The sequence below is a fragment of the Pseudomonas sp. 9AZ genome, assembly GCF_902506525.1.
Lineage (GTDB): Bacteria > Pseudomonadota > Gammaproteobacteria > Pseudomonadales > Pseudomonadaceae > Aquipseudomonas > Aquipseudomonas peli.
Window position 1 is genome coordinate 1,800,517 of record NZ_LR733840.1, and the last position, 16,706, is coordinate 1,817,222.

Sequence of the window (16,706 nt, forward strand, 5' to 3'; positions counted from 1 at the left end):
GGTCTGATTCCTTCCCCTACAGGCCGGCGTGGGCAGCGATGGCGGTGGCAATGGCGATGGCCAGGTGCGACGGGTTGCGCTTGATCGAGTATTCGGTCAGCTCCGGGTGCGACTCGACAAAACTGGTGTTGAACTGGCCGCTGCGAAATTCCGGGTTACGCAGGATTTCCTGGTAATAGGCAGCGGTGGTCTTGACCCCTTGCACGCGCATGTCATCCAGGGCGCGCAGGCCACGGGCCAGGGCTTCTTCCCAGGTCAGCGCCCAGACGATCAGCTTCAGGCACATGGAGTCGTAGTGCGGCGGAATGGTGTAGCCGGTGTAGATCGCCGTGTCGGTGCGTACCCCAGGACCGCCGGGGGCGTAGTAACGGGTGATCTTGCCGAACGAGGGCAAAAAGTTGTTCTTCGGGTCTTCGGCATTGATACGGAACTGCAGAGCGAAACCCCGGTGGATGATGTCTTCCTGCTTGATCGACAACTCCAACCCCGAGGCGATACGGATCTGCTCACGGACGATATCGATGCCGGTGATTTCTTCGGTGATGGTGTGCTCCACCTGAACCCGGGTGTTCATCTCCATGAAGTACAGCTCGCCGTCCTCGGCCAGCAGGAACTCCACGGTACCGGCGTTCTCGTAACCCACCGCTTTGGCGGCGCGTACCGACAGGTCGCCGATGTAAGCGCGCTGCTCAGGGGTCAGCTGGGGGCTGGGGGCGATCTCAATCAGCTTCTGGTTACGCCGCTGAATTGAGCAATCGCGCTCGAACAGGTGCACGGTGTTGCCAAAACTGTCGGCAAGTACCTGCGCCTCAATGTGCTTGGGGTTGACGATGCACTTTTCCAGAAACACTTCGGCACGACCGAAGGCCTTGGTCGCCTCGGAGATCACCCGTGGGTAGGCCTGCTCCAGCTCGTCGCGGCTGTTACAGCGGCGGATACCGCGCCCGCCGCCGCCATTGGTAGCCTTGAGCATCACCGGGTAGCCGATGCGGTCGCCTTCGCGCAGTGCCTCGGCGATATCCGCCACGTTGCCTTCGGTGCCGGGGGTGCAGGGTACGCCGGCGGCGATCATGCTGCGCCGCGCTTCGGTCTTGTCGCCCATGCGCCGGATCACTTCCGCGCTCGGGCCGATAAACTTGATGCCCCGTTCGACACAGATGTCCGCCAGCTCGGCGTTTTCCGAGAGAAAGCCATAGCCGGGATGCAGTGCATCACAGCCGGTTTCCACCGCCAGGTTGACCAGCTTGCGCGGGTTCAGATAGCCGGCCAGCGGTTCCTCGCCAATGCTGTGGGCTTCGTCGGCGCGCTTGACGTGCAAGGCGTGGCGGTCGGCATCGGAGTACACCGCCACCGAGCGAATACCCATTTCGGCACACGCTCGCACGATGCGTACGGCAATCTCACCGCGGTTGGCTATCAGGATTTTCTTGATCACGAGCCAGCGTCCTCGATCACGTGAGCAGGCGAACGGCAAAACCGGTCGACGTGTGACCGCAACAGCAGCAGCGGTCAGGTGCTCACGCTACGCCGGCTTGGTGATTAACCAAAATCAATTATTATTGGGTTAGGCATTAGCTAAAGCTTATAGTTAAGCCTGGCCACTACCCTCACACAGGTGAAATTTGTGCGTAAGTCCTTGCTGCGTATGACTTTTCGTCAGATTCAGGTGTTTCGCTCAGTGTGCAGCCATCTGTCCTACAGCCGCGCCGCAGAGGAAATGGCCCTGACCCAACCCGCCGTAAGCCTGCAGATTCGCCAGTTGGAAGAGCTGATCGGCCAGCCGCTGTTTGATTACATCGGCAAGAAGCTGTACCTGACCGAAGCCGCCGAAGCCCTGCAACGCGCCAGCGCGGATATTTTCGGCCGCTTGGAAAGCCTCGACATGCAGCTCTCTGACCTCCAGGGCTCACTGCAAGGGCAATTGAGCCTGGCGATCGAATCCAGCGCCAAGTACTTCATTCCGCACCTGTTCGCCGCTTTTCGCCAACAATACCCGGAAGTCAACTTACAGCTGGTGGTCACCAATCACACCCAGGCCCTCAAGCGCCTGAACGCCAACCGTGATGACCTGTTGATCATGTCGCGGGTGCCAACGGACATGAACCTGGAGTTTCTGCCCTTTCTGACGAACCCGATCATCGCCGTGGCGCCCGCCGATCACCCGTTGTGTAGCCAGGGCCCACTGAGCCTGCAGGACCTCACCGCGTTTCCGCTGCTGATCCGCGAAGCGGGCTCCGGCACGCGCCAGGCCTGTGAGGAGTATTGCCACCAGAAGCGCGCGCACTTCGCGCAAACCTTGGAAGTCGGCTCCATGGAAGGTCAGTGCGAAGGCGTCATCGCCGGCCTTGGCCTTGCCCTGCTGCCACGTCACGCGGTGCGCCGCGAGTTGGAATGCGGCGTCCTGCGTGAGCTGCCGGTGAGCGAGCTGCCGCTGCTGCGCAGCTGGTGCCTGGTGCACCCGCGCAGCAAATACCTGTCACCGGTGGCCCAAGCGTTTTTCGCCTTCGTGCGCGATCAACGCAGCCTGATCAACACGCTGGCTGAGCGGTTTGCTGCGCCAATGCCTGCTTGCCCGCCAGGTAATTAGCTGCAATCAACTCCGGAAAGTCGACCAACTCATGTTGCAGCTGACGCTGCTCGGCATAGCTTTCAATGGCGCGACGGTATTCCATGCGGCGCTGGTCGATCAGCTTGCGCCGAGCTTTTGCATCGCTGCTTTCGTGAGACTGCGGTTTATCCAGATAGCCAGACATAGGGTGCAACTCCCAAGCTGAGTAAGGGAGTACCAGCATCGACCCTGGATATGACGCTTTGATGGCCACGCGATAACGTGGCGATGACATCAGTCTTCGACGGTTTTATGCGACTTCGGCGACAGACGCAGGCTGCGCAGACTGCGTTTGACACTCTTCAGGTGATTCACCAGGCCAGGGCCACGGGCCATGGCCACGCCCATGGCGAGCACGTCAATCACCACCAGGTGGGCGATGCGCGAAGTCAGCGGGGTGTAGATTTCAGTGTCTTCCTGCACGTCGATGGCCAGGTTGACCGTGGCCAGATCCGCCAGCGGTGTCTGACTCGGGCACAGGGTGATCAACGTCGCGCCGGTTTCACGCACCAGGTTGGCGGTGATCAGCAAATCCTTGGAGCGCCCGGACTGCGAGATGCAGATGGCCACATCAGTGGGTTTCAAGGTCACCGCGCTCATCGCCTGCATGTGCGGGTCGGAATAGGCTGCGGCCGTGAGCAGCAGGCGGAAGAACTTGTGCTGGGCATCCGCCGCCACCGCGCCGGACGCGCCAAAACCATAGAACTCCACACGCTGAGCATTGGCAATCGCGGCAATGGCCTGCTGCAAGGCCTGGGTGTCGAGCTTTTCGCGCACTTCGATCAGGGTGTGCAGGGTGGTGTCGAAGATTTTCAGGCTGAAGTCGGCCACCGAGTCGTCTTCATGGATGGCGAACTGGCCGAAGCTGGCACCGGCCGCCAGGCTTTGCGCCAATTTGAGCTTGAGGTCCTGAAAACCGGTGCAGCCAATCGCCCGACAGAACCGTACGATCGTCGGCTCGCTGATGCCGACGCTATGGGCCAGCTCAGCCATGGAGCTGTGCATGACCGAAGCCGGATCAAGCAGAACATGGTCGGCGACCTTGAGTTCCGATTTGCGGAGTAGATGACGCGACTGGGCAATGTGCTGCAACAGGTTCACAGGTTTAGGCTCGGCTTTTGGCTAACGAATCCATCTAGCACGCCGCATCGGAGTCATGACTCGGTTATGATCGGCGAAAGACAGGTTGTAGTGGTCTTGTAGTTATACTACATGGCCGCCGCCGCCGCACGGTTAAACCGAGTCGGAGTTCCCACCTTGAGCATTCCCTGCGACATGCTGGTGTTTGGCGGCACCGGCGACCTGGCCCTGCATAAACTGCTGCCAGCGCTCTATCACCTGCATCGCGCCGGTCGCCTGCATGGCGACACGCGTATTCTGGCCCTGGCGCGCAGCGCGCTCAGCCGCTCAGCGTTTCAGGCCCTGGCCGAGCGCCATTGCCGCGCTCAAGTAGCGCGCAACGACTTCGACAATGACACCTGGGCCAGCTTCGCCGCACGGCTTGATTACTTCGCCATGGATGCCAGCCAGAGCGCCGATTTCGGCCGCCTGGGCAAACGCTTGGGCAACGATCCAGAGCGGGTGCGCATTTACTACCTGGCCACCGCGCCGGATTTGTTTGAAGACATCGCCTCGCACCTGAAAATCGCCAGCCTGGCTGGGCCCAAGGCGCGCATCGTGCTGGAAAAGCCGATTGGCCATTCGCTGGAGTCAGCTAAGGCCATCAACGCGGCCATTGGCGCCGTGTTCGATGAGTCGCGGGTGTTCCGCATCGACCACTACCTGGGCAAAGAGACGGTGCAGAACCTGATGGCACTGCGCTTTGCCAACGCCCTGTTCGAGCCGATCTGGCGCGCCGGGCATATTGATCACGTGCAGATCAGCGTGTGCGAAACCCTCGGCGTGGAAAATCGCGGCGCTTACTACGAAAAAGCCGGCGCCATGCGCGACATGATCCAGAACCACCTGCTGCAGCTGCTGTGCCTGGTGGCCATGGAAGCGCCGGTGCGTTTCGACGCCGAGGCGGTGCGTAACGAGAAGGTGAAAATCCTCGAAGCCCTGAAACCCATCACCGGTCTCGACGTTCAGGACAAGACCGTGCGCGGCCAATACACCGCCGGCAAGATCGGCGGCCAGGAAGTGCCGGCCTACTATTTCGAGAAGAACGTCGACAACGACAGCGACACCGAAACCTTTGTCGCCGTGCAAGCCGAAATCGACAACTGGCGCTGGGCCGGCGTGCCGTTCTACCTGCGCACGGGCAAACGTTTGGCGCGTAAAACCTCGGAAATACTCATCCAGTTCAAGCCAGTACCACATCAACTGTTCGGCGGCGGCGAAGCCAACCGCCTGTTGATTCGCCTGCAACCGGAAGAACGCATCAGCCTGCAACTGATGGGCAAGAGCCCCGGTAAGGGCATGCACCTGCAGCCGGTTGAGCTTGACCTCAACCTGGCGGATGCCTTCCATAAACAGCGCCGCTGGGATGCCTACGAGCGCCTGTTGCTCGACGTCATCGAAGGCGACTCAACGCTGTTTATGCGCCGCGACGAAGTGGAAGCCGCCTGGAGCTGGGTCGACCCGATCATCAAAGGCTGGCACCAGCACTACCAGAGCCCACGCCCCTACCCGGCCGGCAGCGACGGCCCGGAGCAAGCCAGCAACCTGCTTGAACGCCACGAACGGCAGTGGATGGAATAGCCCAGCGGCTAGGCCAGTTGCTCTTCAAACACTTGCAACACCGCTTCTGGCAGTTGCTGACGTAAGCCCTCGCCGCTGATCAACAGCAGCAGCGGCAGCAGTTTACGCAGGGTCGCTGGCTGCAACCCCGCGCACACATCGGCTTGCCGCGCCAAGGACAAACCGCCCAGCACCTGCGCTGCTACCGGCAGGTTGCGGTCCACCACCGCAGCCTCGGTGAGCTTGCACAGGTAGCCGGTAGAGAAGCTGCGTAGGCTCTCGCTGATCAGCGGCATATCGACGATGTGCCGAGCAATCTGCAGCACATGGTCAACATCGTTGATGCCGTAAATCAGCACCTTGATCTGCTTGGCCGACAAGCACTCGGCATACAGCGCCGCCGTGGCAAACGCACCATCGGCGCAGAGCTGGCGCGCCACTTCCAGGTGCAAGCTATCGGGCAGGCTGAGGTAGGTATCGAGGATCAGTCGCGGGTCCAAGTGGGTGGTCACAGCCGCCGCAAACTCAATGGGCATAACCATGATCAGCTCACGCAACTGCCCCGGCGGCATATGCGGCGCCAGCAGCGCGGCTTTCTCGGCTCCCAATTGCTGCACCAGCCCCAGTTTGACGCTTAACGGGGCCATGGCCTGGGACGCCAACAACAGGCGCAGGCCGACACTCAGGCTCGCGGGTTTGCGCATACGCACCTCGATTCAATCCAGACAGGCGTGCAGGATTACTCGCGTGAGGTGCAAAGGCAGCCATCTTTGATCCGGTTGCACAGCGGGCGGGCACGCTGTCGACCGATTCAGGTGGGAATAGAGGAAACACCGCGATGGCACGGCCCGGAAACCGACCGGTGAACTATACGGCGCTGGTAGCCGGCCGAGCACCACGCCAGAAGTACAGCAGCACGATGGGCAGCGCCAGCAGCCCCAGCACACCGGCGCTGATAAACAACGTGGCAAAACCCAGTTGCTCGGCCAGCCAACCGCTGGTGGCGCCCACCAGCCCGGCCAGCAGCAGTTGCACGCTGGCCTGCAGGGTAAAGTCCGCGCCCTCATGCTCGGGCCGGCACTGGCGCATCATCACCGCGAACAGCGCCACCGTGGACATGCCATCGGCGGTCTGCTCGAACAACGCCACCAGGTAGACCAAGCCGGTGCTGCTGCCGGCATTTACCAAAAGAGCCATGGCGGCGATCCCACAAGCCTGCAACAGGCCGAACAGCAGCAGCGCCCGTAACGCGCCGATACGCGCATAGAGCAGGCCGCCGAGAAACGCCCCGGCGATGCCGGCCAGGCTGCTGATCAGAGTCAGCTGGCCCAGCTCAGCATTGCTCCAGCCCTGATCCACCAACATCGGTTTGATCATCGGCGAACCCAGCGCATCGCCCAGCTTGAAACTCAGCAGCACCGCCAGCCAGAACAGCATGCCGGGCTGCAGCAGCAAGCCACGGTAATGCCGCAGCAACAGCCCAGGCCCGGCCGGCTCCGCCTGCGCCGGTTGAAACGGCAGCTCGCGTCGCTCGTTAAAACGCCAGATAGGCAGCGTCATCAGCACCAGCAGCAGCGCCACCAGCGCCACACTCAGGTTCCAGCCCAGCGCATCCATCGCCAGCAGCAGACCACTGCCGCTGACCAGCATGCCGACCTTGTAGCCGCCTACCTGCAAGCTGTTGCCCAGCCCGCGCCAGCGCTCTGGCAGCAGGCGTACGGCCAGCCCATCAGTGGCAATGTCCTGAGTCGAGGCTGCCAGATTGACCAGCAGTAACAGGCCAATCAGCAAGAAAAAATGACTGTCGAACAGCCGCTCGGGACTCATCAGCGCCAGCGTCGCAATCACCGTAATGACGCCAAGCTGCAACGGCAGAATCCAACCGCGGTGATGACCCAAGCGCGGCGAAGCCAGCCGATCCACCCACGGCGCCCAGAGCACCTTGAGCAACCAGGGCAAGGCCAACAACTTGAGCAGGCCAATCAACGCCAGGTCTACGCCATGCTGACGCAGCAACACCGGCAGCGAATGCGCCAGTAACCCCGAGGGCAAGCCCTGGGCGCAATACAGCGAGGCCAGCAGAATCAGAGTGGCATTGGCCGGGCGAGCCGCGGCGGCGGAAGAAGTGGGCTGCATGGAGCATCCTGCAAATCAGCGAAAGCGCGACAGTAGCGGCCAGGCCGGCGGCAGACAAGCCGCCGGCCGGCCAATCAAAACTTGCTGGCCTGTTCGCGCAGTAACTGGGCGAACTGCTCAACCGGCACCGGCTTGCTGATCAGATAACCCTGGATCTCGTCGCAGCGCTGGCTCTTGAGGAAATCCATCTGCGCCTGGGTTTCCACGCCCTCGGCGACCACCTTGAGCTCCAGGCTGTGGGCCATGGCGATGATCGCGCGGGTGATCGCGGCATCTTCGCTGCCGGGGGTCAGATCGCGGATAAAGGTCTGGTCGATCTTGACGTAATCCACCGGGAAACGCTTGAGGTAGCTGAGCGAGGAATAGCCGGTGCCGAAGTCGTCGATGGCCAGTTTGACCCCCAGCTCGCGCAATTGCTGGAAGGTGCTGATCACACTTTCAACGTTGTCCAGCAACTGGCTTTCGGTCAACTCCAGCTCAAGGTACTGCGCCTCAAGGCCGGTTTCATCGAGCACCTGGCGCACCAGGCTGAGCAGGTTGCCCTGGCGCAGCTGATGCACCGAGAGGTTTACCGACACGCGAATATGCGCCAAGCCCTGCAGTTGCCAGGTACGCGCCTGCAGGCAGGCTTGGCGCAGGACGAATTCACCAATCGCGCCGATCAGCCCGGTTTCTTCGGCCAGCCCGATAAAGTCGCTCGGCGGCACCAGGCCCAGCTCCGGATGCCGCCAGCGCACCAGCGCCTCGGCCGCATTGAGGCTGTCGGACGCCAGGCACAGCTTGGGCTGGTAGAACACTTCCAACTGGCCTTCGTCGATGCCTTTGCGCAGCTGGTTTTCCAGCTGCAGGCGCTCCAGGGTGCAGGCCTGCAGGTTGTCAGTGAAGAACTGGAAGGTGTTGCCGCCCAGGTGCTTGGCGTGTTGCATGGCCATATTGGCCTGGCTGACCAGAGCGGAGATTTCCCGCGCGTTATCCGGCAGCAAGCTGATGCCCAGGGAGGCGCTGACCACCAGCTCATGTCCGCCCACGGTCATCGGCACGCGCAGCTTGCTCAATAGGCGGCTGGCCAGCCGTGCCAGGCTGGAGAGGCTGCCGTAGGCGTCGATCAGGATGGCGAATTCGTCACCGGACAGACGCGCCAGGGTATCGGCCTCGGGCACGGCCTGAGTCAGGCGCCGGCTGACCTGGCGCAGCAGCTGGTCGGCGACTTCATGGCCGAGGCTGTCGTTGAGCAATTTGAAACGGTCCAGGTCGACGTGCAGCAAGGCGATGCTGCGCCCGCTCTGTCGCGCCCGCTGGCTGGCGTCGTGCAGGCGCTCCTTGAAAAGGCTGCGGTTGGCCAGGCCGGTCAGTTCGTCGTAGTGCGACAAGTAACGCAGCCGCTCTTCGGCTTCCCGGCGCGACGACAGGTCGGCGAAGAAGCCGACGATATGGCTGACACTGCCCCGCGCATCGCGCACTACATTGAGTTGCAGCCACTGCGGATATAGCTCGCCGTTCTTGCGCGTTTCGATCAGCTCACCGCACCAGGTGCCGCTGTTTTCCAGCTCCAGGCGGATCATCTGATACTGCCGACGGCTATCGCTGCTGCTGATCAGGCTGATTACGCTTTTGCCTACCACTTCGTCCTGGCGATAACCGGTCACGTCGCTGAAGGCCTGGTTGACCGACAGCAGGCGGTAGTCCGGGTCGAGAATCACGATGCCTTCGCTGGCGGCCTCGAACACTGTGGCGGCCAGCTGTTGCTGCTGCTCCTGCACCTTGCGCGCACTGATATCGCGACGGGTGCCGAGCATGCGCAGCACGCGGCCTTCGGCGTCGCGCTCGACCGCGCGACCACGGTCTTCGATCCACACCCAATGACCGGCGGCGTGCTTGATGCGGTATTCCACCTGATAGTCGTCACTGCGTCCTTTCATATGCTCGACCAGTGCACGACGCAGCACTGGCAGGTCATCCGGATGCAGCCGCGGCTTGAGGTCGCGCAGCATCACCTGTACTTCATGGGGCTCCAGGCCGAAGATTTCCTTGAGGCGCGAGTGGTGCACCTCATCGCTCTGCAGGTCCCAGTCCCACAGGCCCAGCTCACTGGCCTCAATCGCCAGGGTCAGGCGCGCGCGGCTCTTGCTCAGGGCGTAGGTGGTTTCATCCAGTTCAAGCGTGCGCTCAGCAACGCGCATTTCCAGCTCATCATGGGCCAGGCGTAACTCGTGCTCGGCACGCCGACGCTGTTCCACTTCATGGGCCAGCTCACCATTGAGGCCTTCAGCCTGCTGCTTGGCGTGCTCCAGGTTGCTGATCAGTGCCTGGTTGTGAAACCGCTGCAGCAAGCTGCGCTGCACCAGCCGATTGACCTGCCAGGCCACCACCAGCAGGGCCAGCAGCAGAATACTGCCGAGCACACCCCAGCCCTGTTGCAACGGATGCTCGCTGAGCAGCAGATAGCCCACCGAAGGCAGCAGGCAGGGCAAAGCAAAACTGAGGAAGGCGGTAAAACTGATGGCATAGGCCACGCTGGCTGAAAGAATCGCCGCGGCAATCAGGCCGTAGACCAGGGCTTGCAGGTAAAACACATCCGCCGGCACCAGAGCGATAGCCGCAAACGCCAACGTCAGTCCCGAAGCGCCCGCGCCAAACAGGAACAGCAGACGCCAGGAGCGTTCAGCCTGACGGCTGGGCAATGCAGTATTGAAGGCCCGGACCTGCACCAAACGCAGCACGGCGAGGATCACCAGCCAGATTGCCCAGCTGACCAGCAGCACCGGTGGCAGCGCGCCCCATAACAGGAAGGCACACACCACGCCGCTAAGCAGCATGAACAAGGTTGGCACCTGCGAGCCCTGATAGAGCATGCGGGTGCGTTCGGCGGCGATATCTGTCGCGAACAGCTGAGCCACTTCCCGCCCGGAAGTCGGCTTGAGGCTATTGGCGGCAGCAAATGAAGTCGATGCGGTCATAGGCGATTTTCTTATAGTGGTTGCCTAAACGTCGGCGCAGCATACGCGAGCTAGACGCTTCGCCCAAGCCGGATGTGCGCCAATTCACAGTACAAATACCCAACTTTCGATGGTCACAGCCATAGCCCATCTACGCTCGTTGAGCTGACTCACCAGTCGTCCAATAAAACCGCCACAACAGCCTGGTTTGCCCTGCCTGACGCAGCCCCCTAGAATGCCGCGATGCAAAATGACCCCGAACTCCTGATTGCCTCTCTTAATGATGCCCAACGCCAGGCTGTTGCCGCGCGTGTGGGCCGCCAACTGGTACTGGCCGGCGCCGGCTCCGGTAAAACTCGCGTGCTGGTGCACCGCATTGCTTGGTTGATCCAGATCGAGAATGCCTCGCCGCACAGCATCCTGTCGGTGACGTTCACCAACAAGGCTGCCGCCGAAATGCGTCATCGCATTGAGCACATGCTCGGTGTCAGCCCGGCGGGCATGTGGGTCGGCACCTTCCACGGCCTGGCCCACCGCCTGCTGCGCGCGCACTGGCAGGAAGCCGGCCTGGCGGAAAACTTCCAGATTCTCGATTCCGACGACCAGCAGCGCATCGTTAAGCGGGTGATCCGCGACCTCGGCCTGGATGAACAGCGCTGGCCGCCTAAACAGGCGCAGTGGTTTATCAACGGGCAGAAGGACGAAGGCCTACGGCCAAAGAACATCCAGCCCGGCGGCGACCTGTTCCTCGCCACCATGCTGAAGATCTACGAAGGCTACGAAGCGGCCTGCGCGCGCGCCGGGGTCATCGACTTCTCCGAGCTGCTGCTGCGTGCCCTCGACTTGTGGCGGGATAAGCCGGGCTTGTTGGAGCATTACCAGCGGCGCTTCCGGCACATCCTGGTCGACGAGTTCCAGGACACCAACGCCGTCCAGTACGCCTGGCTGCGCCTGCTCGCCAAGGGGGGCGACAGCATGATGGTGGTGGGCGACGATGACCAGTCGATCTATGGCTGGCGCGGCGCGAAGATCGAAAACATCCAGCAGTTCTCTGATGACTTCAGCGATGCCGAAGTGATCCGCCTGGAGCAGAACTACCGCTCCACCGCCGGCATCCTCAAGGCCGCCAACGCCCTGATCGCCAATAACCAGGGCCGCCTGGGCAAAGAACTGTGGACCGAAGACGGCGATGGCGAGCCGATCAACCTGTATTCCGCGTTCAACGAGCACGATGAAGCCCGCTATGTGGTGGAATCGATTGAGGATGCCCTGCGCAAGGACGGCCTTAAGCGCAGCGAAATCGCCATTCTCTACCGCTCCAACGCCCAGTCACGGGTGCTTGAAGAAGCGCTGCTGCGCGAGAAAATCCCCTACCGCATCTATGGTGGCCAGCGCTTCTTCGAACGCGCGGAAATCAAGAACGCCATGGCCTACCTGCGCCTGCTCGACGGCCGCGGCAACGATGCGGCACTGGAGCGGGTGATCAACGTGCCGGCGCGCGGCATTGGCGAGAAGAGCGTCGAAACCATCCGCGAATACGCCCGCGCCCATGATGTGTCGATGTGGGAAGCCATTCGCCTGATGGTCGCCGCCAAGGCCTTACCGGCCCGTGCGTCGGGTGCCCTGGCCGGGTTTATCGAACTGGTCGAAAACCTCGCCGCCAAAGTGTTGAGCATGCCGCTGCACCTGATGACCCAGACCGTCATTGAGCAGAGCGGACTGATTGCCTACCACAAGGCCGAAAAAGGCGAAAAAGCCCAGGCACGCATCGAGAACTTGGAAGAACTGGTGAGTGCCGCGCGCACTTTCGACAACACCGAGGATGACGAGCTGACGCCGCTGCAGGCCTTCCTCAGCCACGCCTCGCTGGAAGCCGGCGACACCCAGGCGGCAGAAAACGAAGACAGCGTGCAGCTGATGACCCTGCACAGCGCCAAGGGCCTGGAATTCCCCCAGGTGTTTCTGGTGGGCATGGAAGAAGGCCTGTTCCCACACAAGATGAGCCTGGAAGAGCCCGGTCGCCTGGAAGAAGAGCGTCGTCTGGCCTACGTCGGCATCACCCGCGCCATGAGCAAGCTGGTGATTACCTACGCCGAAACGCGCCGTCTGTACGGCAGCGAGACCTACAACAAGGTGTCGCGCTTCGTCCGCGAGATTCCACCGCAGCTGATTCAGGAAGTGCGCCTGTCCAACAGCGTCAGCCGGCCGTTCGGCGCGGTCAGCCGCAATGTGGGCAGCAACAGCATGAGCGGCGACAGCATGTTCGCCGGCAGCGCGGTGCCGGACACCGGCTTCAACCTCGGCCAGCGCGTGCAGCACTCACTGTTTGGTGAAGGCACCATCCTCAACTTCGAAGGCTCCGGCGCGCAGGCGCGGGTGCAGGTGAATTTCGAGAGCGAAGGCAGCAAGTGGCTGATGCTCAGCTACGCCAAGCTGCAGGCGCTGTAATCGACAGTCTATTCAAACAATAAGGAGCCCCCATGATCCGCCGCCCTCTGCTGCTTGCCAGCGCCCTGCTCGCCGCTTTCGGGCTGGCCGGCTGCAAGGAAGAACCTGCTGCACCGCAAGCCACAGGCACGCCTGCCGCAGAAAGCTTCCATTGGAAGATGGTCACCGCCTGGCCGAAGAACTACCCCGGCCTGGGCACCGCCGCTGAGCGTTTGGCCGAGCGGGTCAAGACCATGAGCAACGGTCGCCTGACCATCAAGGTGTATGCCGGTGGCGAACTGGTGCCGCCGCTGGAGGTATTCGATGCGGTATCGCGCGGCACCGCCGAGCTGGGTCACGGCGCCGCTTATTACTGGAAGGGCAAGGTGCCCGCGGCGCAGTTCTTCACCGCCGTGCCATTCGGCCTGTCCACCAGCGAAATGAATGCCTGGCTAAGCAAGGGCGGCGGTCAGGCGCTGTGGGATGAAGCCTATGCCCCCTATGGCGTAAAACCCATGGTGGTGGGCAACACCGGCATGCAGATGGGCGGCTGGTACAACAAGGAAATCAACTCGCTGGATGACCTCAAGGGCCTGAAGATCCGCATGCCGGGCCTGGGCGGCGAAGTGCTGAGTAAACTCGGCGCGACCACCGTGAACCTGCCAGGCGGCGAGGTATTCACCGCCCTGCAAACCAACGCCATCGACGCCACTGACTGGGTCAGCCCCTACAACGACCTGGCCTTCGGCCTGCACAAAGCCGCCAAGTTCTACTACTACCCGGGCTGGCAGGAACCCCAGGCGGTGCTGGAGCTGCTGATCAACCAGAAAGCCCTCGACAGCCTGCCAGCCGATCTGCAGGCGATCCTCACGGAAGCCACCCGCGCTGCCAGCCAAGACATGCTCGACGATTACGTCTACCACAACGCCATGGCGCTGGATGAGCTGAAACAGCAAGGCACCTTGCTCAAACGCTTCCCCGACGACGTACTCGCCGCCATGCAGCGCGAATCCGCCGTGGTGCTCGGCGAGCTGGCCGCGCAGAGCGAGCTGAATGGGCGCATCTGGGCTTCGATGCAGGCCTTCCAGGCCCAAGTCAGCCAGATGCACCAGCTGTCGGAGAAAGAGTTGTACAACTGGCGCTAAGTACCCGCCCTACGCACAAACAAACGGAACCTTCGGGTTCCGTTTGTCGTTTCAGACCAGCCCGACGGCGCTCGCCGCCCATACTGCTTGGCGAGGTGAGCCGATGAAACGCACAACTGTCTCCGCGTCACAGATACTCGATACCGCCCTGCAACTGGCCGATGTTTGCGGCTGGGAACGCCTGCATCTGTTCGATGTGGCGGCCGACCTGGGTGTGGGGCTGGATGCCATCGCCGTGCATTACCGCGAGAAGGATCAACTGGTGGAAGCCTGGTTCGACCGTGCCGACAAGGCGCTGCTGGCGCGCGGCAACGGCGCAGACCTGCTGACGCTTGAGCCGGCCAAACGCCTGGAAGAGCTGCTGATCGCCTGGCTCGACAGCCTGGCCGCGCACCGCGCAGTGAGCGGACAGATGCTGCTGTACAAGCTGGAACCGGGGCATATCCACCTGCAGCTTGGCGGCCTGCTGCGCATCAGCCGCACCGTGCAGTGGTGGCGTGAAGCGGCGCGGCGGGAAACCCTGCACCTGTGCCGCATCGCCGAGGAAAGCCTGCTGACCGGCGTCTACCTGCGCTGCTTTATCCACTGGCTGCGCCACCCCGAGGAAGACCCAGCCGACTTCCGCGCCCTGCTGCGCCGGCAGTTACGCTGCGGGCCGCTACTGGTGCTGCTGCGCCGCTGACTCAGGCGCACGGGCAAAAGCTCGAAACATTCTAGGCCTAGCCAGCGCCGCTCACGCCGGGCAAGATGCCGCGCGTAGATCCAATCACCAAGAGACAGCTAACCATGCAGCGTTTCCTTAGTATCGCCCTGGCCATGTTCCTCAGCCTGGGACTGACCACCATGAGTTTCGACGCCGAAGCCAAACGTATGGGCGGCGGCAAATCCTTCGGTTCCGCGCCAAGCCACCAGGCTCGCCAAGCGCCAGCCCAGCAAAGTGCAGCACCTGCAGCGGCGGGCCGTCAGCCTGCAGCAGCCAGCGGTGCATCGAAGTGGTTGGGCCCATTGGCCGGTCTGGCCGCAGGTGGTCTGCTGGCCTCGATGTTTATGGGTGACGGCTTCGAAGGCCTGCAGATCATGGACATGCTGATCTTCGGCCTGATCGCCTTCCTGCTGTTCCGCTTCCTCGCCGCCCGTCGCCAGCAAGCCAGCCCGGCGACTGCCAACGGCGCACCGATGCAGCGTGAAATGCCAGCGGCTCCAGCCTCGATCTTCGGCGGCAGCAGTGCAGCGGCTGCGATCAAGCCGGTGATCAACGCCCCGGCCTGGTTCAACGAGCAGAGCTTTATCAGCGCCGGTCGTGAGCACTTCCTCAGCTTGCAACAGCACTGGGATGCCAACGAGATGGACAAGATCGCCGAGTTCGTCACCCCGCAGCTGCTGGAGTTCCTCAGCCGCGAGCGGGCTGACCTGGGTGATGGCTTCCAGTCCACCTACGTCGACAACCTCGATGTGCAGCTGGATGGCGTCGATGACCTCAGCGACAAGACCGTCGCCACCCTGACCTTTACCGGCGTGGCCAAGACTTCGCGCTTTGACCAAGGCGAAGTGTTCAGCGAAAGCTGGCGTCTGGAGCGGGCCGTGGGTGACAACCAGCCGTGGCTGGTGGCCGGTATCCGCCAGAACGGCTGATCCCTCGCTATGCTGAGAAAACCCGGGCAAGTCCCGGGTTTTCTTTGTCTATCATTCAGCAACTGTATGGACTGGCGCGCGGCCTACTCAAAGTGCAATCTGATCCGCGCCAAGCACACCACCCTGAGGATTAAGCAATGATCGGATACACCACTGTGGGCACCACCGACATGGAAAAAGCCAAGTCGTTCTACACCCCTTTGCTGGCAGAGATGGGTGCCAAAATCGTCATGGATTTGGGCCGCATCGCGTTCTATGGCATCGCCAAGGGGCAGCCGATGTTTGCCATCTGTATTCCCCATGACAAGCAAGCACCGACGCCAGGCAATGGCCAGATGATCGCGCTGCCTGGCGGATCACGCGAGGGTGTGGACAAACTGTACGCCAAAGCCATCGCGTTAGGCGCAAGCGACGAAGGGGCGCCGGGCGAACGCATACCGGGCTTCTATGGCGGCTATTTCCGTGACCCGGACGGCAATAAACTGGCCTTCTTCCACATGGGCTAACCGCTAGCCCGGATCGACGCTCGTACCCGGTGGCTTGGCCGCCGGGGCTGGCTGCTGGGCCTTTTCACTCCACGCCTGGATTTCTTCACGGCGCTGACGGCTGTTCAGTTCCGCGCGATCAATCATTTCATTGTAATCAGCCAGCCAGCTGCGCGAGCCCGGCAGCATGTTGGCCAAATCACGCATACCGGCCTTCAGCCCCTGCATCACTTGCTGATAATCACGCTCCTGAGCCTGCAATACCTTGCTCACTTCAGCGATGGTGTCTGGGTTCTCCGCACGCTCAAATAACCCGGTCAGTTGTGAGGCTTGTTGACTGGCCAACAGCTCTTCCTGATTGCTCAATGCGGTCTGCTGCACGGCCAGTTGCTGCTCAAGCTGCAGGAGCTGTTTTTCCAGCGCCTGAATACGCGGCCCATCACCGGCACTAAACACGCTGTGAATATTCAGCCCGACCGAAACCAGCATCAGACTACCCAGCACCCCGGCCAACGCCAGGATAAACAGCCGGTTGCGCTTGCCAGCGGTGGTCAGCAGTTGGAGTCGCTCCTCCTCGCTGAGCGCACCGCCTTCGGGTTCTTGCGTTTCACTTTTCATGACTCGACCAATTAATGACGTTCAAAAATTGACGCACTGT

General features: G+C 62.0%; 14 protein-coding genes. 7 read left to right on the forward strand and 7 right to left on the reverse strand.

The window, feature by feature from the left end; all coding sequences use genetic code 11:
- Positions 1–16 precede the first annotated feature (16 nt).
- On the reverse strand, positions 17–1,435 hold the full coding sequence (locus ALTER154_RS08375; protein WP_090250877.1) for an acetyl-CoA carboxylase biotin carboxylase subunit: 1,419 nt from the start codon (positions 1,433–1,435) through the stop codon (positions 17–19).
- Between the two features lie 189 nt (positions 1,436–1,624).
- Between ALTER154_RS08375 and ALTER154_RS08380 the strand changes: the two genes are divergently transcribed.
- Positions 1,625–2,587, forward strand: coding sequence for a LysR family transcriptional regulator (locus ALTER154_RS08380; RefSeq protein ID WP_090250880.1), 963 nt, complete (start codon positions 1,625–1,627; stop codon positions 2,585–2,587).
- Here the strand turns inward: ALTER154_RS08380 and ALTER154_RS08385 are convergent.
- Entirely contained in the window at positions 2,529–2,753 is a 225-nt protein-coding gene (locus ALTER154_RS08385) for a PA3496 family putative envelope integrity protein (protein WP_160086176.1), read from the reverse strand. The genes ALTER154_RS08380 and ALTER154_RS08385 overlap by 59 nt on opposite strands.
- An 89-nt stretch (positions 2,754–2,842) precedes the next feature.
- Positions 2,843–3,709, reverse strand: coding sequence for a transcriptional regulator HexR (gene hexR, locus ALTER154_RS08390; RefSeq protein WP_090250886.1), 867 nt, complete (start codon positions 3,707–3,709; stop codon positions 2,843–2,845).
- 111 nt (positions 3,710–3,820) lie between these two features.
- Between hexR and zwf the strand changes: the two genes are divergently transcribed.
- Complete coding sequence (zwf, locus tag ALTER154_RS08395; RefSeq protein WP_178126332.1) at positions 3,821–5,308, forward strand: glucose-6-phosphate dehydrogenase; 1,488 nt, start codon at positions 3,821–3,823, stop codon at positions 5,306–5,308.
- An 8-nt stretch (positions 5,309–5,316) separates the two neighbouring features.
- Here zwf and ALTER154_RS08400 read toward each other — a convergent pair whose 3' ends face one another.
- The 3 genes from ALTER154_RS08400 to ALTER154_RS08410 form a co-directional block, all read right to left on the reverse strand.
- A complete protein-coding gene (locus tag ALTER154_RS08400; RefSeq protein WP_090250891.1) occupies positions 5,317–5,991 on the reverse strand; it encodes a hypothetical protein in 675 nt (224 codons plus the stop codon).
- Between the two features lie 163 nt (positions 5,992–6,154).
- Entirely contained in the window at positions 6,155–7,423 is a 1,269-nt protein-coding gene (locus tag ALTER154_RS08405) for an MFS transporter (protein WP_160086180.1), read from the reverse strand.
- A gap of 74 nt (positions 7,424–7,497) precedes the next feature.
- Positions 7,498–10,380: an EAL domain-containing protein gene (locus ALTER154_RS08410; protein ID WP_160086182.1), complete on the reverse strand. Its 2,883-nt coding sequence runs from the start codon at positions 10,378–10,380 to the stop codon at positions 7,498–7,500.
- A gap of 222 nt (positions 10,381–10,602) precedes the next feature.
- On the opposite strand from ALTER154_RS08410, the gene uvrD reads away from it, so the two are divergent.
- The 5 genes from uvrD (at position 10,603) to ALTER154_RS08435 (ending at position 16,069) form a co-directional block, all read left to right on the forward strand.
- Positions 10,603–12,807 carry a DNA helicase II gene (uvrD, locus tag ALTER154_RS08415; protein WP_160086184.1) on the forward strand — a complete coding sequence of 735 codons (2,205 nt, stop codon included), beginning with the start codon at positions 10,603–10,605 and terminating at the stop codon, positions 12,805–12,807.
- 32 nt (positions 12,808–12,839) lie between these two features.
- Positions 12,840–13,931, forward strand: coding sequence for a TRAP transporter substrate-binding protein (locus ALTER154_RS08420; RefSeq protein WP_160086186.1), 1,092 nt, complete (start codon positions 12,840–12,842; stop codon positions 13,929–13,931).
- Between the two features lie 103 nt (positions 13,932–14,034).
- Positions 14,035–14,613 carry a TetR/AcrR family transcriptional regulator gene (locus tag ALTER154_RS08425; protein ID WP_160086188.1) on the forward strand — a complete coding sequence of 193 codons (579 nt, stop codon included), beginning with the start codon at positions 14,035–14,037 and terminating at the stop codon, positions 14,611–14,613.
- 104 nt (positions 14,614–14,717) lie between these two features.
- Positions 14,718–15,563 carry a Tim44 domain-containing protein gene (locus ALTER154_RS08430; RefSeq protein WP_160086190.1) on the forward strand — a complete coding sequence of 282 codons (846 nt, stop codon included), beginning with the start codon at positions 14,718–14,720 and terminating at the stop codon, positions 15,561–15,563.
- Between the two features lie 137 nt (positions 15,564–15,700).
- Positions 15,701–16,069, forward strand: coding sequence for a VOC family protein (locus ALTER154_RS08435; protein ID WP_160086192.1), 369 nt, complete (start codon positions 15,701–15,703; stop codon positions 16,067–16,069).
- 3 nt (positions 16,070–16,072) lie between these two features.
- Here ALTER154_RS08435 and ALTER154_RS08440 read toward each other — a convergent pair whose 3' ends face one another.
- On the reverse strand, positions 16,073–16,666 hold the full coding sequence (locus ALTER154_RS08440) for a hypothetical protein (protein ID WP_160086194.1): 594 nt from the start codon (positions 16,664–16,666) through the stop codon (positions 16,073–16,075).
- Positions 16,667–16,706: the final 40 nt, after the last annotated feature.

Excerpts from the sequence above, each read along its gene's own strand:
- ALTER154_RS08385 (WP_160086176.1), bottom strand. The coding sequence starts at position 2,753 with ATGTCTGGCTATCTGGATAAACCGCAGTCTCACGAAAGCAGCGATGCA.
- zwf (WP_178126332.1), top strand. The coding sequence starts at position 3,821 with ATGGCCGCCGCCGCCGCACGGTTAAACCGAGTCGGAGTTCCCACCTTG.
- ALTER154_RS08400 (WP_090250891.1), bottom strand. The coding sequence starts at position 5,991 with ATGCGCAAACCCGCGAGCCTGAGTGTCGGCCTGCGCCTGTTGTTGGCG.
- ALTER154_RS08405 (WP_160086180.1), bottom strand. The coding sequence starts at position 7,423 with ATGCAGCCCACTTCTTCCGCCGCCGCGGCTCGCCCGGCCAATGCCACT.
- ALTER154_RS08410 (WP_160086182.1), bottom strand. The coding sequence starts at position 10,380 with ATGACCGCATCGACTTCATTTGCTGCCGCCAATAGCCTCAAGCCGACT.
- uvrD (WP_160086184.1), top strand. The coding sequence starts at position 10,603 with ATGCAAAATGACCCCGAACTCCTGATTGCCTCTCTTAATGATGCCCAA.
- ALTER154_RS08420 (WP_160086186.1), top strand. The coding sequence starts at position 12,840 with ATGATCCGCCGCCCTCTGCTGCTTGCCAGCGCCCTGCTCGCCGCTTTC.
- ALTER154_RS08425 (WP_160086188.1), top strand. The coding sequence starts at position 14,035 with ATGAAACGCACAACTGTCTCCGCGTCACAGATACTCGATACCGCCCTG.
- ALTER154_RS08430 (WP_160086190.1), top strand. The coding sequence starts at position 14,718 with ATGCAGCGTTTCCTTAGTATCGCCCTGGCCATGTTCCTCAGCCTGGGA.
- ALTER154_RS08435 (WP_160086192.1), top strand. The coding sequence starts at position 15,701 with ATGATCGGATACACCACTGTGGGCACCACCGACATGGAAAAAGCCAAG.
- ALTER154_RS08440 (WP_160086194.1), bottom strand. The coding sequence starts at position 16,666 with ATGAAAAGTGAAACGCAAGAACCCGAAGGCGGTGCGCTCAGCGAGGAG.